Here is a 23087-nt window from a genome sequence, read left to right as displayed (position 1 = left end):
ATACTAAAAGCCTCCATATTGGGGGCTTTTTAATGGGATATAAAACATGAAACACGTAACAAAAGTGCATTACCATAGTGTGAGTAAAAACTTAGACGTGTACTTTGACGATGATAGTAAAGCCGTATTTAGCTGTGAGTTTTTACGTGTTCATTCTCCATCTGCAGAAGTGCAAGGTCATGGCTCTGGTCCTATGAAGCTTGTTTTAAACAAAGAGTCTGTTGCAATAAAAAATATAGTCCCAGTGGGCCATTATGCATTACGCCTAGAGTTTGACGATGGCCATAATAGCGGATTATTTAGTTGGAACTATTTAGCTAAGCTGCAAGAACAGCAGACTCAGTTATGGGATGAGTATTTAGAGCGTGTAAGCGAAAATACAAAAAACAAAGATAGTGTACCAATAAAGTTTATTCCTTAAACCTTATTGGCTCTTTAGGGTGTGTTAACCATTCAAGGTTAAATTTGCAGCCGCCTATTTGATATTTAACCAAGGCCGTGAGCAAGCCGCGGACGCTTTATTCAGTTTTAACTTATTCTTACATGGATGTAAGCCAGTAGAATAAAGCAGGAGCAGTTATCGAGCCCACTAGGTTATAAACCTCGAACCGCGATTAAACCGCCCCTAATAAATTTACACTTTAAATTTATCAATTGCGGCGTATAGTACGCGACCTTGCTCCGATACCTCTTCACTGGTCTGCGCGTTGCGTGATGCATGCTCTGATGCATCTTGCGCTATATCTCTAATACGTACCACGTTTTTATTAACCTCTGATGCAACCTGGCTTTGCTCATCGATGGCAACGGCTATTTGCGTGCTCATTTCCATAATGGTTTGTACATCTTCAGTAATAGCACCTAACAACTCACCGGCTTTAATAGCTTGAGATGCACTTTCATCACCTTGTGAACGACATTGGTGCATAATACTTACTACTTCTTGAGTGCGTTGCTGCAGGGTATTAATAATCCCTTCAATTTCACTTGTCGATTCTTGCGTACGCTGAGCTAACGAGCGCACTTCATCAGCAACCACCGCAAAGCCGCGGCCTTGTTCACCAGCACGAGCTGCTTCAATTGCAGCATTAAGCGCAAGTAAATTAGTTTGTTCAGCAATACCACGAATAACGTCAAGTACCGAGCCAATCGTTTCACCGTCTTTTTCTAGTTGAGACACCACATCAGATGCACTCCCTAAAGAGCCTGACAACTCCCTGATATGGTTAACGGTTGATTCAACTTCGCTACGGCCTTGTTGAGCGCTCAAGTTTGTAGACTCCGCTTTTTTAGCTGCCGCCTCAGTGTTGTGCGAAATATCTTGAATCGTGGCTTGCATTTCTGTCGCTGCGGTAGCAACCATGTCAGCTTCGTGTAATTGCTCTTGCATACCGGAGCTTGTTGCTGCCGTGCTTTCAGATAAATGATCTGTTGCCACATTGAGCGTATTTAATGCGCCATTAACTTCGTAAATCAGGTTTTTAAAGTCACCTATTAAGCTATTAAAGTCTGTCGTCATGATAGTAATTTCATCTTTACCCGTTTGCTCTATCATTACGCTTAAGTCGTTATTGCGCCTAATGTCATTTATGCTGTGATAAACGCGTTCAATAGGAACAATGATTGAATGGCTAGTAAAGTAAACAAGTAATAAAACAATAACACCAGCAATAACAAAAATAGTAATTGCCAAAAACTGTGCCTCACTTACGCTGTTTTTAACATGAATCACTGTTTCTTCAACAATTTGGCCAACCACTGTGTCACTTTTCGACACACTTTCCCGCATTTTACCAAGGGCTCCTGACTCTAAGTTAACGCCTAATTCAACTTGAGCTTTTACCAGCGCCTGAAAAGAATTTTGATAAGTAACAATTAAACTATTGAGTTCTGATTTGGTGCTTGAGTTTATTGTTGAACGAGAAAGGCTTTGTTCAAGCTTCGTAATAGTGTCGTCAAAACGGGGGAGATACTTGGTATCTAAGCGCAACATAAAATCTTTTTCAGCACGTCTTAATTGCAACATAAGCACCAGCAACTCATCGCTTTCTTGCTCGTTAAGCAATGTTTCTACTTTATGCACTGCACTTCTTAGTTCACCATAAAGGGCGTCTTTGGGGTTTAAGCCTATTTTTCTTTGAAGAGAGACTACGTTATTAAAATCGCTATTATACTTAGCAACTAAGCTTTTTAACTGCGCTGCTTTTTGAGTATCAATATTTAAACTGGCCATTAAAGTCTGTAATTCAGCTAGCTTTGTATCCAATACTGCATACTCTTTTTCGAACAATTCTAAAGAACTCTCAGTTTTGTAAAACAAAAAGTTTTTCTCGTGCTTTCTCAATTCTAATTGCTGAATGTTCAGCTCTTTCGCTAACTGTATAGTCTGATTTAACTTAAGATTTTCCCTTCCCTCAAAAATAATTACACATAATAGAATAACCATTGCTAAACCAACTACCAAAGCATTAAGTTGCAGTCGCCTCTTAATCGTTAAATTTTCTAAAAAACTCATTTCAAACACCTTTGGTTAATATGCAATCTTATTATAGACTAATGTCTTAAACTGCTTCAGTTTTTTTAGCTTTTGATAAACTGGTCATACCTGACCAGAACCTAATATTATAAGTTAACACTTCCCCATAACCCCTTGTGAAGTAATTGCGTTTTGTCCCATTGCTTTTGTAATAACCAATTCACAAGCGGTTCTGGGTCACTTGGAAAATTAATTTGCTTATTTTGAGGGGCATTATTCCAATCATCTAATGCTTGAGGGTTTAAATAATTCATTACATGGGCCATTCCCATAGAGCGTAAAGTTTGTGCGTTCTCACCCTGCTCAAACTGCCCATTTAAAGGTTTGAGTAATAATTTTTTCCCCAATTTAAGCGCTTCACTGGCAAGCTCAAACCCTGCATTACCAATCACACCACTGGTGTTGGCTAAGTCATTTAAGAAATGTGTTCTCGATGGTGGCCGTAAATGTATATTTCCCATCGACTTATTTTTTGCATCTGGGTGATAGCAATAAAACTCTTTTTCAGGAAAATCTTTTAAATAGTCAACAATACTCTCTAGACTCTCAAACGGTAAATACACCAACACTTTGTTCATAACTGCAACAGGGTTGCCGTGATCGTGGTGGGCAATAAAAGGCGGAATGATATTTTCAGCAAACGGCTGCCAATGAACCCCTAAATAGGTATCGGCAGGGGCATAATTTTTAATTAATGATTTACGTAAAATTCCCCGGCTAAACATAGGCACACTGCTTGATAAAAATGCCGCCTGGTGACTAATACCAACCACCGGTATAGCGGCGCGTTTAGCCGCCCAAGCCGTAATAGGCTCAAAGTCGTTAAGTACAAAATCATACTGTTTAACATCGAGTGTTTTTATGTCTTTTATTAATCTACAAATACGTGCATTTTTTACTGTTTGCAGGCTTTTCACTTGTCCATTTTTAGTATTAAACGATAGTCCTCTAAAGCTTGTGTAGTTCGCAAAGTCTTGCATATCAAAGTAGTCTTTATTTGCTCGTCCTGAAAAAACATAATCCACTTCAATATTCAACTTTTTAAAGCAACTTGCCATTACACGGGCTCGTGTTATGTGGCCATTTCCTGTGCCTTGAATACCATATAATATTTTCATGCTGGCACCACCACCGCTAACGCAAACAAACCACATGAACTGCCTATGAGCGCACCAATGATAATATCAGCCGGATAATGGACCCCCAATACCACCCTCGATATTGCCACGCCACCAGCCCATGCTAAGAATATCCATACATATTGAGGGAAAAAATGGCACAGAATAATAGCAACTAAAAAAGCGGCAGCACTGTGACCTGAAGGTAAGCTAAATTTGTCACTCGGTACTATGTAGGCATTGGTGACTAAACAATCGCATGGTCTTATTCGTGCAAAATATTTTTTAGCTAGAAAGTAAATGGGGCGTTCAATAATAAACCCAAGCATTATGGCAATAGGGAGTAACTGGTACTGCTCGTTTTTACTAAGCCACCACACGCCTGCACAGATAACTAAATACAATCCGCCATCGCCACTTTTAGATAACCCAAACGCCAATTTTTTTAGCCATTTAGGTGAGTTGCAATTAAACAACGTTAAAAATAGTCGCTCATCAAACTGCGCTACTTTTTTTAGTATATTATTATCACTCATTGCTTATTCCCCATTGCATAATATATGAACACTGAATTAGCTTAGGTGGTGTAAATAACAATTGAGTGACGCTTTTAAGACACTATTGTTGCTATTATTGATTTACTCCTTGTTTTGCTTAAATTTACTACTATTAAGTCGTTGTTATTGGATATAAGGCAGGTATACTGAGTTATAAATTAATGTACCTTTTGAGGATAAAATAATGGATTACAGCACTTCTGATTTATGTGACCACTTTGCTGATGTGGTTGACGTGCTAGAGCCAATGTTCATCAACTTTGGTGGTCGACACAGTTTTGGTGGCCGCATTAAAACGGTTAAATGTTTTGAAAATAATGAACTGATCCGCGAAATACTATCTCAAGACGGTACAGACCAGGTGCTATTAATTGACGGTGGTGGCTCTACTCGCCGTGCACTTATTGATATTGAGCTTGCTGAACTTGCTTTTGAAAACAACTGGAATGGCATTGTTGTATACGGTGCTGTCCGCCATGTAGATGAGCTAGAAGAACTTGATGTGGGCATTCAAGCCATAGCCTCAATTCCTGTGGCTGCCGACAGCGAAGGTGCTGGCGAAAATGGCATTGGTGTTAACTTTGCGGGTGTGTCGTTTTTTGACGACGACTTTATCTATGCCGACAGCACGGGTATTGTGTTATCTGCTGAAGAACTTGAGTTGGAAGTTGTAGAAGTATAACGTGTCCAATCACTTAAAAGTATATGATGAAAGTGCGGTTAAAGCTTTATGCTTTACCCGCGCAAACGAAAAAAAAGCATGGCAAGCTATGTCTTTGCTTGATACTCACGTAGATGTTCAACAAGCCCTAGTCGATGCCGCTGAGTTTGGTATGCGCTATGTACTACTAGGTATATGTGAAGACATTGGCCCCAAAGCAAACTTGGGGAATGGCGGAGCAAATGAAGCCTGGCATGCTTTTTTAGCAAAGTTTTTAAACCAACCTCATAACCAATTTATCGCAACTCAAAAAGTGTTATTACTTGGCGAAGTAAACGTTGATGATTTAATGGCGCAAAGTAGCCAATTAAACAACAAAAACCCTGAACAACTTCAGCAATTGCGTTTGCTATGCCAACAGTTGGACGAGCGCGTAGAAAGCGCATTAAACCTAATATTTAAAGCCGGTCTTGAACCCATAGTGATTGGCGGTGGGCACAATAACTGCTTAGGAATTATTCGAGCGCTCAGTAAAACACAGCACACGCCTGTTAATGCCATAAACTTTGACCCTCATGCTGATTTTAGAGAATGCGAAGGGCGTCACAGTGGTAATGGCTTTCGATATGCTTATAACGAGACGCTTCTCAATAATTACCACGTTATTGGTCTACACGAACAAAAAAATAACCAAGCAATTGTTGATGCAATGACACAAGCAAACTTTACGTTTGATAGTTATCAGTCTCTCAATGTAAAACGCGATATAAACCTTACTCAATCTATAAATAACGCAATTAATAGTTTTGACTCATTACCGCTTGGTGTTGAGGTAGACTTAGATAGCATTACGTTTATGCCTGTAAGTGCTTATACATGCTGCGGGTTTAGTGTCGGCGACACTGAGCATTTTGTATATACAGCAGCCAGCAGCCGAAACGCTAAATACTTACATTTATGTGAAGCATCACCAAGCCAACATCCAAACGGGCCTATAGCAGGAACTGCGCATGTAGGACAAGTGATCAGCGCATTGGTAAATAGTTTTATACTCGCAAGAGAAGCGAAGGCACCTTAGCCTTTCATCTTGAGGTTTATTTTAGTAGGCGAGTTTATACTCTGAGTTAAAAACGCCCTTGCGTTCTTTTTATAACTTAAAGTCATTTAAGAGTGGTGAAAGGTCGGGCAAAGCTTACTTACTCAATTTTTGTTTTGATTATTCTTGCGCTTGTCGCCACTCTTTTAACCAGCTCATTAAACCGATACTGCTCAGCGGATGCCCAAAATAATAACCTTGTGCGGCATACGCATTTAAACTTTTAACAAATTTAAGTTGCTCAAGGGTTTCTACCCCTTCAAAAATAACTTTTGTTTTTTGCTGGTTGTGCATTTCAACCATACCGCCAACTAAGCTACGAATATTATTTTGGTTGCTAAAATCAGCAGTTAATGACGGCGCTACTTTTATATATTCAACCGCTAAGCTAGGTAACTTTGAAAGCAGCACAGGGTTATCACCTAAACCATCAACACATAACTTTAAGCCAATATTATTAAGTCTGGCAATCATTGCTCTGCCTTTATCATCAAGCCCCGTAAATATGTGCAGAGGGCACTCAACAATTAAATCGCCCACTTGAAGATTATGCTCTGTGATTACACTATCAACAAATTCTACAAACTCCTCATTAAGCATTTCTGGACCAAAAACGTTAATACTCAGCGGTATGGCTATACCTTCTATTCTTAGCGCCATCGCAAGTTCGGCAGCACGTTCTATAACAAACTTAGCCAACGGATAACCAAGCCCTGCAATTCTAATATCATCAATAAAACGATTAGCAGACAAAATTCCCTGCTTAGGGTGCTGCCAACGAAGTAATAATTCTAAAAACTCAATTTGACCATTTTTATTACAAATAATGGGTTGAAAATACAGTTCGAGTTCACTTGCAAAGTCAATATTAGCAAGCTCTTTTAAACGCGCTTGCTGCTCTAGCTGTTCAACCATCATTTGCTGATGATAAGGCACAACTCTTTGCTTTGGTTGGCTATCAAGCGCTAAATAGGCATACGAAATTAAATCATCAAAATTAGTTTCTTGCTCATCACATGCCACATAGCTTGCTCGCGCTTTTACCTCTACAGTGCAATTAGCCACATTAAAAGGCTTAAGTGTTGCTCCGAGTATTTTATCAATAATTTGTTCATGTAAGTGCTTGTGATTGGCTAAGCTGCAAATAAATGCAAAATTTAACCCGCCTAAATGAGCAAGCTTTTCGTGGCCAACTATAGTAACCACTTCTTCGCTTTCTAATTGTTCTTGTATTCTATTTGCTGATTGCGCTAATAAAACATCACCAAACCCACGGCCAATATGCTGATTCACTTGCTCAAAACCTTCAAGCCTAATAATGATGAGCACGGCTTCAACTTGGGTATTATCACACCATGTGTAATACCCTTGGCGTAACTCTTTTTTGCTGGCAAATACCGAAAGCGGTGACTCTTCAACAAACGCGTCATCAAGCTGTTTGGGCTCTATGGTCACTTTGGGATCGTCGCTTTCATCGTTTAACAACCCCACAACAGCGCATAACAATATAGCTAATACAACCCAAAATAATGGTACGTCTAATAATAGATGCGCTGAAAACAGCACCACAAATAACAACCCAGCAGCGGAGCTGATAATAATCATACTCCAATTATTACGCTCAAATGATTGCCATAAATGAAAGCAAAAACCAAACGCCAATAAAATAGCTAGCCACGCTTCACCGCTACTTAAAATAGCTAAACCTACAACACCTGTGCATAAATAACTAAATTTAATATTGGTATTTTTAACCGAAAATAAAGTAGTGATCATCGCCATTAAAAGCGCACCACTGAAAAAAATCGGAAAATTACTGTCGGTTAATATATTCAAGTTAACGGCACTCGTATTCGTAAAAAAACTTTAACAACAACTTGTTAAATATGAACAAAAATAATACAAACTAATTAAGTCTACCCAAAATCCATAAATTTGACAGTTTATTTACGCCGAATTGGTAACTTAATTGCGATGGATGGCTTATTTGCCAGTGTGCAATGTCGGCTCTGGCTCCCACTTTTAACACCCCTCTATCGTTTAAACCCAGAGCCTTAGCTGCGTTGCTGGTAACACCTGCTAACGCTTGTTCTGGTGTTAACTTAAATAGAGTACATGCCATATTCATCATTAATTGTACCGAGCACAGCGGTGAAGTACCCGGATTGAAGTCGCTAGCAATGGCTATTGGCACTTTGTATTGGTTTAATAACGCGATAGGTGGCTGTTTTGTCTCTCTTAAAAAATAAAATGCCCCCGGTAACAGCACAGCCACAGTGCCAGCCTTTGCCATAGCTTTTACACCTTGCTCATCAAGGTATTCTATATGATCTGCCGATAATCCATTAAATTCGGCCACCAGCTCAGCACCATACTGATTAGATAACTGCTCTGCATGGCACTTTATTGGTAAATTATGTTTTGTTGCCGCAGTGAATACACGTTTAGTTTGCTCATGACTAAAACCTACATTTTCACAAAACACATCAACGGCATCGGCAAGATCGCCAGCAACGACTCGTTCAAGCATCTCGTTGCACACTAAATCAATATATTCATCTGCTCGGCCTTTGTATTCATTAGGTAATGCATGAGCGCCTAAAAATGTTGTTTTAATATCAATGGGATGATGTTCACCCAGCAATCGTGCCACTTCTAATATTTTAATTTCGTTCTCGGTATCGAGCCCATAACCCGACTTAATTTCAACCGTTGTTACACCTTCTTTTAACAGTGTATTTAGCCTGTCTTTGGCATCAACAAATAGTTGTTCTCTATCTGCGGCTCTCGTTGCTTTTACTGTGCTTGCAATCCCCCCACCTTGGGCTGCAATTTGTTCATAGCTTACGCCTTGTAAACGCTGCTCAAATTCTTGCGCACGAGACCCTGCAAACACCAAATGGGTATGACAATCTATTAACCCAGGTGTTAACCATTGGCCTTTTATGCTCAAGGTTGGCGTTGCGAAAGCGTCAAATGACGGCAGCGACGCTTGCTCACCCAGCCACACGATTTCTCCGTTTTTAATCGCTAAGGCTGCATTTTCGATGATCCCATAAGGTGTATCCCTAGTGGGATCCATTGTGGCAATATTTGCATCCGTTAAAAGTAAATCAATATTTTCTAAGTTATTATTTTGCTGAGCGTTTTGCATATTACAGTCCATACATACCCTGACATGATTGAAATATAGTCTAACAACACACCTTGTATATACAAGAGGATTATGTCATCTTATTTAATATAAATTACTCCTAACGCAGCTATCTAGTTAATGACAACACCTAAATTTGCGCAAATAAAACAATTTATCGTCGATAAAATTCGCAGCGGTATGTGGCAAGAAAACCAACGCGTTCCCTCTGAAAACGAGCTCAGCACACAATTTAGCGTTAGCAGAATGACCGCTCGCCGTGCACTTAGCGAATTAACAGAAGCAGGAATACTAACGCGTAGCCAAGGACTAGGAACGTTTGTTGCCTCTTTTAAGTCACAGTCTTCATTACTTGAAATTAAAAATATTGCCGATGAGGTTAAAGAGCGCAACGGTAATTACACCTGTAGCGTGCTTATACTTGAATCAATAAACGCGGTTGCCCCCATTGCTATCGCATTAGGAGTAGAAGTAGATAGCGTCGTGTACCGAAGCGTACTAGTTCATAACGAAAACGACAGCCCATTGCAGCTTGAGGAACGTTTTGTAAACCCAGCGCTTGCCAGCGGCTATTTGCAACAAAATTTTAGTGCAACGACTCCTCATGAGTATCTTTCAAGTGTTGCACCTCTCACTCAAGCGAGACACACAGTAGAAGCCATTATGCCCAACAGCGAAATGTGCCAATGGTTAAACCTATACAACGAAGAGCCTTGCCTGCAAGTTATTCGCAGAACATGGTCTGTTAACGGTATTGTAAGTTTTGCACGCCTTGTATCACCTGGCAGCAAATACCGCTTAGGCGGGCACTTAACGTTTAAAAAATAAGATAAACAAAATTGCGCATAATGCGCTTTTTTTGTGACGAATCACCTTGTATATACAACAGGAGAAACACATGACAAATCGACTCGACACAAGTCGCGTAATACGTGCACCGCATGGCGATATGATAAGCGCTAAAAGCTGGCAAACTGAAGCGGCAAAACGCATGCTCATGAACAATTTAGACCCTGAGGTTGCAGAACACCCACACGCATTAGTTGTTTATGGTGGCATTGGCAGAGCAGCACGTGATTGGCCAAGTTTCGATAAAATTATAGAAACCCTCGACCGATTAGATGATGATGAAACATTGTTAGTTCAGTCGGGTAAACCTGTTGGCGTATTTAAAACACACAGTAATGCTCCTCGCGTTTTAATTGCAAATTCAAACTTGGTACCCCATTGGGCTAACTGGGAGCACTTTAACGAGCTGGATAAAAAAGGGTTAATGATGTACGGCCAAATGACGGCTGGCTCTTGGATTTATATTGGCTCTCAAGGAATTGTACAAGGCACATACGAAACATTTGTAGCCATGGCTAAACAACACTTTAATGGTCAAGCCAAAGGTAAATGGGTATTAACCGGTGGCCTTGGTGGTATGGGTGGCGCGCAGCCACTTGCGGCAACTATGGCGGGCTTTTGTGCCTTAGTTGTAGAGTGTGACGAAAGCCGCATCGATTTTCGCATTAAAACGGGCTACGTTGATGTTAAAGCCACAAACCTTGAACATGCATTGCAGTTAATTACTGACGCATGTGTTAATGAAAAAGCAATTTCAGTTGGATTGCTTGGCAACGCCGCAGATATATTTAGCACACTTGTAAACAGTGGTATTACACCCGATGTAGTGACCGATCAAACTTCAGCACACGATCCACTTAATGGTTACTTACCACAAGGTTGGACTATGAAACACGCCGCAAAAATGCGTGAACAAGACCCAAAAGCGGTTGTAAAAGCAGCCAAGCAATCAATGGCAGTGCAAGTTAATGCCATGCTAGCATTACAAAAAGCCGGCGCGGCAACCACTGACTACGGTAATAATATTCGCCAAATGGCATTTGAAGAAGGTGTTACAAACGCATTTGATTTCCCTGGGTTTGTTCCTGCTTATATTCGCCCATTATTTTGCCAAGGTATTGGTCCGTTTAGATGGGTCGCTTTATCGGGCGATCCAGAAGATATATATAAAACAGATGCTAAAGTAAAAGAGTTAATTCCTGATGATGCACATTTGCACAACTGGCTTGATATGGCGCGCGAACGCATTCAATTTCAAGGCTTGCCGGCTCGCATATGCTGGGTGGGGTTAAAAGATAGAGCACGCTTAGCACTTGCATTTAATGAAATGGTAAAAAATGGCGAGCTTAAAGCCCCCATTGTTATTGGCCGTGATCATCTTGATTCTGGCTCAGTAGCAAGTCCTAATCGTGAAACAGAAAGCATGAAAGATGGTTCAGATGCCGTCTCTGATTGGCCGTTACTTAACGCCCTGCTTAACACGGCAAGCGGCGCTACGTGGGTATCACTTCACCATGGTGGGGGTGTAGGAATGGGCTTTAGCCAACACTCAGGTGTTGTTATTGTTGCCGATGGTACAGACGAAGCAAAAGCACGTGTTGGTCGCGTGCTTTGGAATGACCCTGCTACCGGTGTGATGCGCCATGCAGATGCCGGTTACGACATCGCAAAAAATTGTGCCAAAGAGCAAAACTTAGACTTACCAATGCTGAACGAGGAATAATCATGGTCGAACTAACTCTCACACCCGGCTCGCTTGATTTAAACATATTAAGAAAGATTAATGCATCAAGTGTAAAAATAAACCTTGAAAAAAATGCCGAATCACAAATCGCTGCCAGCGCACAAACCGTTCAAAATGTCATTAATGAGCAACGCACAGTGTATGGGATTAACACCGGATTTGGCCTGCTCGCTAATACCAAAATTGCCGATGACGAGCTTGAACTACTTCAGCGTTCAATTGTACTTTCTCATGCCGCTGGCATTGGCGAATACATGGACGACAGCACAGTAAGACTGATGATTACACTAAAAATCAACTCGCTTTCTCGTGGTTTTTCAGGCATTCGTTTACAAGTTATCGAGTTTTTTATGCACTTGCTCAATAGTGAAGTATACCCATGCGTTCCTAAAAAAGGCTCTGTTGGTGCTTCGGGTGACTTAGCCCCACTTGCACATATGTGCTTACCCTTACTGAGTGAAGGCCAAATGCGTCATCAGGGTAAAATAATCAGTGCGGCTGAAGGCTTAAAAGTAGCAGGGCTTGAACCGCTTACGCTAGCAGCAAAAGAAGGTTTAGCATTGCTTAACGGTACCCAAGCGTCTACCGCTTTTGCACTACAGGGATTATTCAGAGCAGAAGATTTATATGCACAAAGCTGTGTAATTGGCGCGGTAAGTATTGAGGCAGCAATGGGCAGCCGCGCACCTTTTGACTCACGTATTCACGAAATTCGTGGACAACGTGGTCAAATAGATACCGCGCAAGTGTTTAGAGATTTACTTGATACTCAATCACAAATTAGCGACTCTCATGTTAACTGTGAAAAAGTACAAGACCCTTATTGCTTGCGCTGCCAACCTCAGGTATTGGGCGCGTGTTTAACACAAATACGTCAAGCAGCAGAAGTATTACTGTGCGAATCAAATGGGGTAACCGACAACCCACTCGTATTTGCCGATGTGGGCGATATTATTTCTGGCGGAAACTTTCACGCTGAGCCTGTCGCTATGGCGGCCGACAACCTCGCTATTGCAATTGCAGAAATTGGCGCTTTAGCAGAGCGCAGAATAGCCCTGCTTATTGATTCTAACTTATCAAAATTACCACCCTTTTTGGTGGAAAATGGTGGAGTAAACTCTGGCTTTATGATTGCTCAAGTGACAGCAGCTGCATTGGCATCTGAAAATAAGTCGCTTGCACATCCCGCGTCTGTAGATAGCTTACCAACATCTGCCAACCAAGAAGATCACGTTTCAATGGCCACGTTCGCTGCGAGGCGATTACAAGAAATGGCCGATAATACACAAGGTGTTTTGGCTATAGAGTGGCTTGCATCGGTACAGGGCTTAGAGTTTAGAAAACCGCTAAACCCGTGTGAAAAAGTCTTAAAGGCAAAAAATTTATTACGCGAACACGTAACCTATTACGATAAAGATCGCTATTTTGCCCCCGATATAGAGCAAACTAACGCGCTATTGAGCGAAGGTAAATTGTGCAACTTTATTGAGCGCAACCCTCTACCATCTTATTAAAAACATGCCTTAAATACCGTATTGGTAAATAAAGCCTAACGCCTCTATAGCTGAGCCAATAACCTTGCGCTCAGCTTTTTCATCACTTGTAAATTTTGGCATTTCACCACCATGCTGCTTACACTTTAACGCATAGTAATCGGCTTTTGTTGGGTGGTCAGGGTTGACTACATTGTAAATATTTTGTCCAACTTGCCAATGTGCTATTACCGCAAAAATAGCATTTATTACATCTTGCTGGTGCACCATATTAACTACTTGCTGGCTTGAAGTGTTTAGCTCTTTTCCCGCAACAAACTTACCTGGCTCTCTATTTGGGCCAAGTAATCCTGCTAAACGAAGTACTTTACCATTTTGCTCAAGAACCTGCTCTTCAGCCTGATACAACTTTGTTTGCCTTGGGTTGGCGCAAGCAATATCGCTACTTTCACTGTATACACCGGGTTCTTGGTCATAAACCCCTGTAGATGAACACAATACAAATCCTTTTGCATTTAACTTTTTAGACAACGTCAAGGCCGCGGTAAGTGTTTCTGGGTAGTTGCTTTCACTGTGCCTACTTCGTGGTGGAATGGCACACACCCAATACGCTCCCTCTAAATCAAGCTGATGGGTTAGCTGATTATTCTCTACTATAAACTGGCGTTCAAAATCAAACTCCTGCGTATCGGACCGACGAGTGCCTTGCACCTGCCAACCTGCCTGCAGTGCATTCACACATAGCGCATGACCTAACCAGCCAGCACCTAATACCACTAATTTATTCACTTTATTTTGCATGTTGACACACACCTTCATGTTAAACACATCGTTACTCAATGTTATTATCTGAGCATAAATAGCCAAAGTTCACAAATGTAACGCCCCCCTTGTTTTTAATTTTTTAAGCACCATATATCTACAGCTTGCTACTAATTTTGTAGCAACCAGTCAGTACCACAGCTTTTTTAGAATGCAGATCAAATTTTTCTATTTTATATACAGATCTTTTGGCTGAGGTAGTTTGTTGTTTGGCAGAGTCTGGTATAGTAGCGCACGTAATAAACAGTGCTTTTTGAACGGTTTAATACAAAATTGCTAATTAATATGTACTAAGTGTTACTTAAAAGCACATATTAATTACCAATTGTTAAAAATGGGTTAGCCGATACGCGGCTAACAAAGAATTGATTGTAACGGTTTTATCATGATATCTAATTTATTTACCAAGATTTTTGGTAGTCGCAATGACCGCACTATTAAAAACTTTAGAAAGACGGTCGCGCTAATCAATGCGCTTGAAACGCAGCTAGAAGCGCTTTCTGATGAAGACTTACGCGCTAAAACAGCAGAATTCAGAGAACGTTACGATAACGGACAAAGCCTTGACGATATTTTACCTGAAGCATTTGCAGTAGTTCGTGAAGCATCTAAGCGCGTTAATGGCATGCGCCACTTTGACGTGCAGCTACTAGGCGGCATGGTTTTACACGAAGGCCGTATTGCAGAAATGCGCACTGGTGAAGGTAAAACACTCACAGCAACACTGCCAGCTTACTTAAACGGCTTAACAGGCAAAGGGGTTCACGTTATTACTGTGAATGATTACCTTGCAAAGCGTGATGCTGAAACTAACCGTCCGTTATTTGAATTTTTAGGCCTCACGGTGGGCTGTAATGTTCCTGGCATGATGCCACAACAAAAAAAGCAAGCGTATGCTGCTGACATTACCTACGGTACAAACAACGAGTTTGGTTTTGATTACCTTCGCGACAACATGGCATTTAGTATTGATGAGCGCGTTCAGCGTCCGTTATTTTACGCCGTCGTCGATGAAGTAGATTCAATCCTAATTGATGAAGCTCGTACGCCGCTTATTATTTCAGGCCCTGCTGAAGACAGTTCAGAACTATACACTGAAATAAATACCATCGTTCCTTTACTTGAACTACAAGATAAAGAAGACGAGGAAGGTATAGAAGGCGATGGCGACTACACCATTGATGAAAAATCTAAGCAAGTTCACTTAACTGAACGTGGCCAAGTTAAAGTAGAAGAATTACTTAGTGAACGTGGTTTAATTGAAGAAGGCGATTCGCTTTATTCTGCCGCCAGCATCACGTTATTAAGCCATGTTTATGCTGCCCTTCGCGCGCACAAATTATATCAAAAAGATGTTGATTACGTTGTTAAAGAAAACGAAGTTATCATCATTGATGAACATACCGGTCGCTCAATGGAAGGTCGCCGTTGGTCTGAAGGTTTACACCAAGCTGTTGAAGCTAAAGAAGGTGTAAAAATTCAAAACGAAAACCAAACATTGGCCTCTATTACGTTCCAAAACTATTTCCGTTTGTACGAAACATTAGCGGGTATGACTGGTACAGCCGACACTGAAGCATTTGAATTTCAGTCAATATACGGCTTAGATACCGTTGTTATGCCAACTAATAAACCAATGATCCGTGATGATCGCGCTGATTTAGTGTACCTAACGCAAGAAGAAAAATACGAAGCTATTTTAGTTGATATTAAAGACTGCCAAGAACGCGGGCAGCCTGTACTTGTAGGTACTATATCAATCGAAAGCTCTGAGTACTTATCGCAGTTTTTACGCAAAGAGAAAATTAAGCATAACGTGCTTAATGCTAAATTCCACGCACAAGAAGCCGATATCGTTTCAGATGCTGGCCTACCTGGTACAGTAACTATTGCAACTAACATGGCCGGTCGTGGTACCGATATTGTGCTTGGTGGTAACTGGAATAGCGAAGTTGAAAAACTTGATAACCCAACTGATGAAAAAATTGCTGAAATTAAAGCAGCATGGAAACTTCGTCATGATGCTGTTATTGACGCTGGCGGTTTGCATATTATTGGCACTGAGCGCCATGAATCGCGCCGTATAGATAACCAATTACGTGGTCGTTCTGGTCGTCAGGGTGATGCAGGCTCTAGCCGTTTTTACTTATCGATGGACGATGCGCTAATGCGTATATTTGCCGGCGAGCGCATGACTAACATGATGCGTAAACTAGGCATGCAACGCGGTGAAGCAATTGAACACCCATGGGTTAACCGCGCAATTGAAAACGCACAGCGTAAAGTAGAAGCGCGTAACTTTGATGTTCGTAAGCAACTACTTGAGTACGATGACGTAGCAAACGATCAACGTCGTGTTGTTTACTCTCAGCGTAACGAGTTACTTGAAGAAGGTGATATTTCAGAAACTATCACTGCAATTCGTGGTGACGTACTCAGCAATACAATAGATCAATACATTGCTCCACAAAGCCTTGCTGAAATGTGGGATGTACCGGGTCTTGAAGAGCGCTTAAAACAAGATTTCTTAATTGAGCTGCCTATCACTCAATGGTTAGCAGACGACAATAAGCTATACGAAGAAAAGCTTCGTGAGCGTATTGAAGAAGCCGTTGATCAAGCTTACAAGCAAAAAGAGCAGCAGGTTGGTGACTCAGTTCTACGTCAATTCGAAAAAGCAATTATGCTGCAAAGTCTTGATCAACACTGGAAAGATCACCTTGCGGCGATGGATCACTTACGTCAAGGTATTCACTTACGTGGTTACGCACAAAAGAACCCTAAGCAAGAATACAAGCGCGAATCGTTTGAACTGTTCTCTGAAATGCTTGAAAACTTAAAAGTTGATGTAGTGAGTATTTTAAGTAAAGTACAAGTGCGCGCTGAAGAAGATGTTGAAAAAGTAGAAGAGCAACACCGTAAGAGTGAAAATGCACCTCGCGAGTACCAACACGAAGAAGCTGAGCACGTAGGCGGCGAAGCACCTCCAAGTGCTACGGTTATGGCAAGAACAGAGCCAAAAGTTGGCCGCAACGATCCGTGTCCTTGTGGTTCGGGTCAAAAATTCAAGCAATGTTGTGGTAAATTAAAATAACGACGCATTGTAAGTAATTAAAAAGCGGCGCTTGCGTCGCTTTTTTTATGGGATAAAAATATGACAACAAAAATAGTAAATGTAGCCGTTGGTGTAATTAAAAAAAATAATGCAATATTTATCTGTAAACGTGCAAACGAGCAGCATCAAGGTGGCTTATGGGAGTTTCCTGGTGGTAAAGTTGAAGCAAGTGAAAGTGTATTTGCAGCGCTAAAACGTGAGTTAATTGAAGAAGTAGGTATTACTATCCACAGCTCTAGCCAACTCATGGTAATTGAACACGATTATGGCGACAAATGCGTGAGACTCGATATCCACGTTGTCAGTAACTTTAGCGGTCAAGCACATGGCGCTGAAGGGCAACCTAGTGAATGGGTAAATATTAGTGAGTTAACTAACTATGACTTCCCCGCAGCTAATGCTGAAATAATTGAAAAACTGCAATCTCGATACGCCTGATTAAGTGAGTTACAATGAATACCACTGTACAAAATACGTTAAGTAAACTGCTAAAACTCAACCCTGAATCAACTCAGTTGAGTACCATAAGTAGCGGCCATATCAACAGCACATGGCTACTAACACATTTTGATCAGCGATTTATTGTGCAAAAGCTTAACACCCATGTATTTAAACACCCTGCTCAACTTGTCAGTAACGCACAACTTATTGAGCAACATCTGAATACTAAGCAGCAGCAAAATAACTATCCACTCGATATTGTTAAGCACATCAATACATGCAACAACGAATATTTAACCATGCTTAATGAAGAGCCGTATCGTGTACTTAACTTTATTGAGCACAGTTACAGTGAAGATGTGGTTAAAAATCCAGCGCAAGCACATCAAGCCGCTTTAGCCTTTGGTACTTTTGCAAGCGCCTTACACGACTTTGATACAGCCACACTACATACTGTTATTGATGATTTTCATAATCTGACAATGCGCTTTGAGCAGCTAAATACAGCAATGACGAATAGTAATAAAAGAAGGCTTAACCGCTGTAAAAACGACATAGAATATTGCTTATCGCAGCAGCACTTAGTGAACGAACTTAAAACCATAACTCAACATTTACCCGTTCGCGTTTGCCACAACGACACTAAAATAAATAATATGCTGTACTGCAGTAAAACCCATAAAGCGAAAGCTGTTATTGATTTAGACACCTGCATGCCTGGTTTTTTACTGTATGATTTTGGCGATATGGTACGTACATTTTGCTCTGCAGAAACAGAGGATTCGACGAACCTTGATAAGGTTATTATTCGAAAAGAGATTTTTGAGGCGCTCGTTAAGGGTTACCTCGCTCCCCTTCAGCCTCTTATGAGTAATACAGAGCAATCAAGCTTATTGCTTGGTGCTAAAATTATGCCTTTAATGCTTAGTGTGCGGTTTTTAACAGATTACTTAAATAACGATGTGTACTTTAAAACCACTCATGCAGAGCATAATTTAGAGCGGGCTCAAAACCAACTGGCTTTATATAAAAACATTTTAAGTAATGAAAGCTGGATGTATAAAATCCTCATGCAATAGCAGCAATGTTATTAGTATAAAAAACCAGCAAGCTAAACACTTGCTGGTTTTTACTAAGTTAGCCAAAAGAATATCAATTACCAAATTTTTACGCGGTCTTCTGGTTTGATATACATTTTGTCGCCTTCTTTTACATCAAACGCTTCGTAAAACTCTGGCATATTAGACAAAATACCAATTACACGGTAATGACTTGGTGAATGCGAGTCGGTCATTAAGCGGTTACGTAATTCTTCATCGCGGTAGTTACGACGCCAAATTTGCGACCACCCCATAAAGAAGCGTTGATCACCAGTGTAACCATCAATAACTGGTGCTTTATTGTCACCTAATGATAGCTGATATGCTTTATACGCGACAGTTAACCCACCTAAATCACCGATATTTTCGCCAAGCGTAAGCTCGCCGTTTACATTCGCATCGTCAAACGGTTTGTATTTGTTAAATTGCTCAACTAACGCACCTGAACGCTCTTCAAACTGCTTAAGGTCGCTTTCAGTCCACCAGTTACGTAAATTACCATCGCCGTCGTATTTAGAACCTTGGTCGTCAAAACCATGGCCTAGCTCGTGGCCGATCACGGCGCCAATTGCACCGTAATTGACAGCATCATCGGCTTCTAAATTAAAGAATGGCGGTTGTAAAATGGCAGCAGGGAATACAATTTCGTTGTTTACCGGGTTGTAGTAGGCATTCACTGTTTGCGGTGTCATGTACCACTCTGAACGGTCAACAGGTTTGCCTAATTTGGCAATCATATCTTTATATGCCCATTGACTGTAACGAATGTAGTTACCTACCAGTTCGTCTGAATTAATTTCTAGTTCAGAGTAGTCTTTCCACTTATCAGGGTAACCAATTTTAGGAATAAATTTGTCTAGTTTTTCTTGTGCTGCAATTTTTGTTTCAGGTCCCATCCACTCAAGACCTTCAATTGCAACGCTGTAACCTTTAATTACGTTATCAACCAGCTCTTCCATACGCGCTTTAGCTTCAGGCGGAAAGTTGTCTTTAACGTATACTTTACCTAAAATTTCACCTAGCACACTATTAGAGGCATCAACGGCTTTTTTCCAAAGTGGCGCTTGCTCTTCTACGCCACGTAAAGTGGTGCTATAAAAGTTAAATTTAAGATCAACTAAATCATCATTTAGCAACTGAGCATAGCCACTTACAAAATGAAACTTAAGGTAGTTTTTCCACGTTTCTAAGTCCGTGTTTTGATAAATACTACCCAGCGCTTCGAAATAACTAGGCTGACGCACAATAATATCAGCGGTGTTTACACCTGCATTTTTAAAAAATGCAGCTAAATCAAGCTCACCGGCTAATTTATTCGCCTCGGCTACAGTCATTTTATTATACGACTTAGTTGCATCACGGCTTTGTACACGGCTCCACTGCGCATCAGCAATGGCTTTTTCAAAGGCAAGTACATTTACTGCAGCTTGTGCGGCCTCTTTTACACCCGCTTTAGCCAACACATCAGTCATGTATTGCTCGTAAGAGGCGCGAATTTTAGTAAACTTCTCATCGTCTTTTAAGTAGTAATCGCGATCAGGTAAACCAAGACCTGATTGCGATAAGTACAATGCATATTCGCTTGAATTTTTAGCATCGTTGTTAATAAACCAACCAAACGGTAAAGTACCACCTTGCTGTTGAATAGACGCCATAAGGCTAATTAAATCAGATTTAGACTCAATGCTATCAATACTATCTAGCGACGGTTGTAACGGGGTAATTCCAAGCTCATTACGGGCGTTTTTATTCATATAGCTTTTATAAAACGCGCCAATTTTATACTCGTCGCTGCCTTTTTCAGCCGACTTATTGGCAGCTGCGTTTTCAAGCGCCGTTTTCATCGCTTTTTGCGACTCATCGTATAATTGCGAAAAAGACCCATAGTTAGACTTATCACCTGGGATTTCAGTTGTTGCTAACCAAGTTCCATTTACATGATAGTAAAAGTCATCCTGCGGACGAACTGAGCTGTCCATATTAGCCAATTCAATACCTAGCTCTAACGGTTTCTCTGCTGGTGCTGTTGCTGCTTGAGTGTCGGCTACTTGAGTTTCTTGTTGTTTTTCGCCACAACCTACTAAGCCAAGCGCAAGTGCAATACTCGCAGCGGCCATTGTTACTTTATTCATAATTAATCCATTTGTTAGTCAATTTTATAAATTGCTCATACCAACTCCATTAAGCTCTTTAACAAGATAGCAGTCAGCTTTTACTTAATGGAATGGGCATCAACTTACACTTATCATTGAGTGCAATAGCGCTATAATAAACCTGATTTTGAGAACATTGAAATAGAATATGTAACAAAGTATTTTGAATGAGATGAGCACTCTAAATTACCCTATCAATAGCTTAATAAAGCAGTTGGTAATTAGCTCTTATTTTTACCGTGTAAGGCCAAACGTTGTAACTTCTCTTTTAATGAAGGAGGTGCTGAGTCGGCAATCGCATTTAAATAATCGGCTGTTTGTTCGCTCATTTTACGCGAGTTGGTGACGGCGGCTGAAGCTGTTTTGTTTGACGTACTTAATCGCTGAGTGGCCTGAGGATTAGCTGTAATTTTAATTTGCCCCAGTTCAGCCATACCTGCGGCCCTAAAGTGCGATAGCATATCCATTTTTAAATAATTAAGCCTAAGCGCTATCGGGGCCGATACCGCTTCAATCATCAACGTGCCATCGCGATAATTACTTACGCGACATTTATCTCCTAATTTAGGGCCTAAAAAGTCTTTAAGTAAAGTTTGCTGAGTATCGAGAGCTTGGCTTTTACCAGCATAAGCCGACAGACGGTTGTTTAGGCCCGCCATAATATCGGTGAGTGGTTTTGGTGCGTATCTATCTTTAGCCATTAAACATCTCAAATCGTACTTATTCACACACTTAAATTTAGCGGCATTGCAGTAAATATAAGTGTGCCCATAAGTAAGCGTAAATTAGGTATTAAGCACCTGCTATTTGCATTTGCTCAATTAAAACAGAGCCAGTTTGAATACCACCTCTGCGCTCAATATCGCCACCAATAGCAGAAATACCTTTGAACATATCTTTTAAATTGCCGGCAATCGTAATTTCACTAACGGGATGTTGAATCTCTCCGTTTTCAACCCAAAAACCACCAGCACCGCGAGAGTAATCACCTGTTACTGTGTTTACACCTTGCCCCATAAGCTCGGTAACTAACAAGCCGGTACCCATTGTTTTTAACACTGCTTTTAAATCGTTATGCGTTTGTTCTACTAACCAATTATGAATTCCGCCTGCATGACCTGTAGGGGTCATGTTCATTTTACGCGCGGCGTAACTTGCTAATAAATAAGTTTGTAACTCACCACCTTGGATTATTTCACGATCAACCGTTTTAACACCTTCGCTGTCAAACGGTGATGAAGCTAACCCTTTTAACATGTGTGGACGTTCAGCAATATTTACACAATGACTAAATACGTGTGTTCCTAAACTATCGAGTAAAAAGCTCGACTTACGATAAAGTGCGCCACCACCAATCGCTGACACTAAATGGCCAAATAATGAGTTTGCAATATCAGCCCTAAATACAACAGGGACTTTCATTGTTCCTAATTTTTGGCTGTTTAGTTTAGCCAATGTTTCTGATGCAGCTTCAAGCCCGACTGCCGCAGCATCAGTTAAACCTGCTTGATCGCGGGCAACCGTGTATGCTGAATCGCGTTGCATTTGTTCGCCATCTTTACCAATCACCATGGTGCTGATACTGTGACGAGTACGCGGAAAGCCAGCAATTAAACCATGGCTGTTTCCATAAACACGAAGCCCTTGATGCGATGAAAAACTGGCGCCATCAGAATTTACAATACGTTCATCAGCATTTAAAGCTGCTTGCTCGGCAGTATGGCAAAGCTCAATACCTTGTTCTGGGCTAACATCCCACGGATGGTATAAATCAAGATCTTGTGGATTAAACTCAAGTAGCTCTTTATCGGCAACCCCATTAAATGGATCGTCTGATGTGAACTTTGCAATATCAATGGCCTTTTCTACTACTGTGCGCAATGTTTTAGGATTTAAATCAGCCGTTGAGGCAGAGCCTTTATTATTGCCAACATAAACACTAATGCCCAGGCCACCATCTTGGTTAAACTCAATGGTTTCTACTTCACCCATTCGTGTACTCACCGATAAACCCGACGTGCTAGACATTGCAGCTTCAGCTGCTGTAGCTCCTAATTTTTTAGCATGTTCGAGTACTTCGGCTACCGCATCTTTAACCTGCGATATTTGAGAATAAATTGGATCGTTTTGTTGGCTTTTCATAAATTAAGTCCTGAGCCTTAGAGGCATAATGCATGCATTTCTTATAGTTAAATGCTAACACACTCACTGCACCACATCAGCTAATATTAATCACTAAAAGAATCGC

18 protein-coding genes are annotated in these 23087 nt (G+C 40.9%); 9 read left to right on the top strand and 9 right to left on the bottom strand.

The window, feature by feature from the left end; genetic code table 11:
- Positions 1–46 precede the first annotated feature (46 nt).
- The gene (locus CWB62_RS13435) at positions 47–421 is read left to right on the top strand and encodes a gamma-butyrobetaine hydroxylase family protein (RefSeq protein ID WP_138530792.1); all 375 of its coding nucleotides are present in this window, start codon (positions 47–49) and stop codon (positions 419–421) included.
- A gap of 213 nt (positions 422–634) precedes the next feature.
- Here CWB62_RS13435 and CWB62_RS13430 read toward each other — a convergent pair whose 3' ends face one another.
- The 3 genes from CWB62_RS13430 to CWB62_RS13420 form a co-directional block, all read right to left on the bottom strand.
- Positions 635–2515, bottom strand: a complete 1881-nt coding sequence (locus CWB62_RS13430; RefSeq protein ID WP_138530794.1) for a methyl-accepting chemotaxis protein — start codon at positions 2513–2515, stop codon at positions 635–637.
- A gap of 107 nt (positions 2516–2622) precedes the next feature.
- On the bottom strand, positions 2623–3654 hold the full coding sequence (locus CWB62_RS13425) for an MJ1255/VC2487 family glycosyltransferase (protein WP_138530796.1): 1032 nt from the start codon (positions 3652–3654) through the stop codon (positions 2623–2625).
- Positions 3651–4190, bottom strand: coding sequence for a phosphatase PAP2 family protein (locus tag CWB62_RS13420; RefSeq protein WP_138530798.1), 540 nt, complete (start codon positions 4188–4190; stop codon positions 3651–3653). Before CWB62_RS13420 ends, CWB62_RS13425 begins: the two co-directional genes overlap by 4 nt.
- 205 nt (positions 4191–4395) lie before the next feature.
- Between CWB62_RS13420 and rraA the strand changes: the two genes are divergently transcribed.
- A complete protein-coding gene (gene rraA, locus CWB62_RS13415) occupies positions 4396–4893 on the top strand; it encodes a ribonuclease E activity regulator RraA (RefSeq protein WP_058403865.1) in 498 nt (165 codons plus the stop codon).
- A 1-nt stretch (position 4894) separates the two neighbouring features.
- Entirely contained in the window at positions 4895–5950 is a 1056-nt protein-coding gene (locus tag CWB62_RS13410; RefSeq protein ID WP_138530800.1) for a formimidoylglutamase, read from the top strand.
- Positions 5951–6088: 138 nt separating this feature from the next.
- On the opposite strand, the gene CWB62_RS13405 is transcribed toward CWB62_RS13410, so the two are convergent.
- Positions 6089–7750 carry a GGDEF domain-containing phosphodiesterase gene (locus CWB62_RS13405; protein ID WP_138530854.1) on the bottom strand — a complete coding sequence of 554 codons (1662 nt, stop codon included), beginning with the start codon at positions 7748–7750 and terminating at the stop codon, positions 6089–6091.
- Between the two features lie 124 nt (positions 7751–7874).
- Positions 7875–9122, bottom strand: coding sequence for an imidazolonepropionase (gene hutI / locus CWB62_RS13400; RefSeq protein WP_138530802.1), 1248 nt, complete (start codon positions 9120–9122; stop codon positions 7875–7877).
- A 120-nt stretch (positions 9123–9242) separates the two neighbouring features.
- Here hutI and hutC point away from each other — a divergent pair, with 120 nt between their 5' ends.
- From hutC to hutH, 3 genes are all read left to right on the top strand, one after another.
- The gene (gene hutC, locus CWB62_RS13395) at positions 9243–9950 is read left to right on the top strand and encodes a histidine utilization transcriptional repressor HutC (RefSeq protein WP_058403867.1); all 708 of its coding nucleotides are present in this window, start codon (positions 9243–9245) and stop codon (positions 9948–9950) included.
- A gap of 70 nt (positions 9951–10020) precedes the next feature.
- Entirely contained in the window at positions 10021–11694 is a 1674-nt protein-coding gene (gene hutU, locus CWB62_RS13390) for a urocanate hydratase (protein WP_058403868.1), read from the top strand.
- A gap of 2 nt (positions 11695–11696) precedes the next feature.
- On the top strand, positions 11697–13229 hold the full coding sequence (gene hutH, locus CWB62_RS13385; RefSeq protein WP_138530804.1) for a histidine ammonia-lyase: 1533 nt from the start codon (positions 11697–11699) through the stop codon (positions 13227–13229).
- A 9-nt stretch (positions 13230–13238) separates the two neighbouring features.
- Here hutH and CWB62_RS13380 read toward each other — a convergent pair whose 3' ends face one another.
- Positions 13239–14009, bottom strand: coding sequence for a Rossmann-fold NAD(P)-binding domain-containing protein (locus CWB62_RS13380; RefSeq protein WP_138530806.1), 771 nt, complete (start codon positions 14007–14009; stop codon positions 13239–13241).
- Between the two features lie 406 nt (positions 14010–14415).
- On the opposite strand from CWB62_RS13380, the gene secA reads away from it, so the two are divergent.
- The 3 genes from secA to CWB62_RS13365 are packed head-to-tail and all read left to right on the top strand — an operon-like array spanning position 14416 to position 18665.
- Positions 14416–17124 carry a preprotein translocase subunit SecA gene (gene secA / locus CWB62_RS13375; RefSeq protein ID WP_058403870.1) on the top strand — a complete coding sequence of 903 codons (2709 nt, stop codon included), beginning with the start codon at positions 14416–14418 and terminating at the stop codon, positions 17122–17124.
- A 60-nt stretch (positions 17125–17184) separates the two neighbouring features.
- Positions 17185–17583: an 8-oxo-dGTP diphosphatase MutT gene (gene mutT, locus CWB62_RS13370; RefSeq protein ID WP_058550573.1), complete on the top strand. Its 399-nt coding sequence runs from the start codon at positions 17185–17187 to the stop codon at positions 17581–17583.
- 14 nt (positions 17584–17597) lie between these two features.
- Positions 17598–18665, top strand: coding sequence for a phosphotransferase enzyme family protein (locus CWB62_RS13365; protein ID WP_138530808.1), 1068 nt, complete (start codon positions 17598–17600; stop codon positions 18663–18665).
- A gap of 77 nt (positions 18666–18742) precedes the next feature.
- On the opposite strand, the gene CWB62_RS13360 is transcribed toward CWB62_RS13365, so the two are convergent.
- The 3 genes from CWB62_RS13360 to pmbA all read right to left on the bottom strand — a co-directional run bounded on the left by CWB62_RS13360 (position 18743) and on the right by pmbA (position 22981).
- Positions 18743–20818, bottom strand: a complete 2076-nt coding sequence (locus CWB62_RS13360) for a M13 family metallopeptidase (RefSeq protein WP_138530810.1) — start codon at positions 20816–20818, stop codon at positions 18743–18745.
- Positions 20819–21060: 242 nt separating this feature from the next.
- Entirely contained in the window at positions 21061–21540 is a 480-nt protein-coding gene (locus CWB62_RS13355; RefSeq protein ID WP_058403874.1) for a DUF721 domain-containing protein, read from the bottom strand.
- 91 nt (positions 21541–21631) lie between these two features.
- The gene (pmbA, locus tag CWB62_RS13350) at positions 21632–22981 is read right to left on the bottom strand and encodes a metalloprotease PmbA (RefSeq protein ID WP_058403875.1); all 1350 of its coding nucleotides are present in this window, start codon (positions 22979–22981) and stop codon (positions 21632–21634) included.
- Positions 22982–23087 lie beyond the last annotated feature (106 nt).

The organism is Pseudoalteromonas sp. S408 (assembly GCF_005886645.1).
Taxonomy (GTDB): domain Bacteria; phylum Pseudomonadota; class Gammaproteobacteria; order Enterobacterales; family Alteromonadaceae; genus Pseudoalteromonas.
Note: the sequence above shows the minus strand (reverse complement) of the source record. Positions and strands in the feature narration are given on the sequence as shown.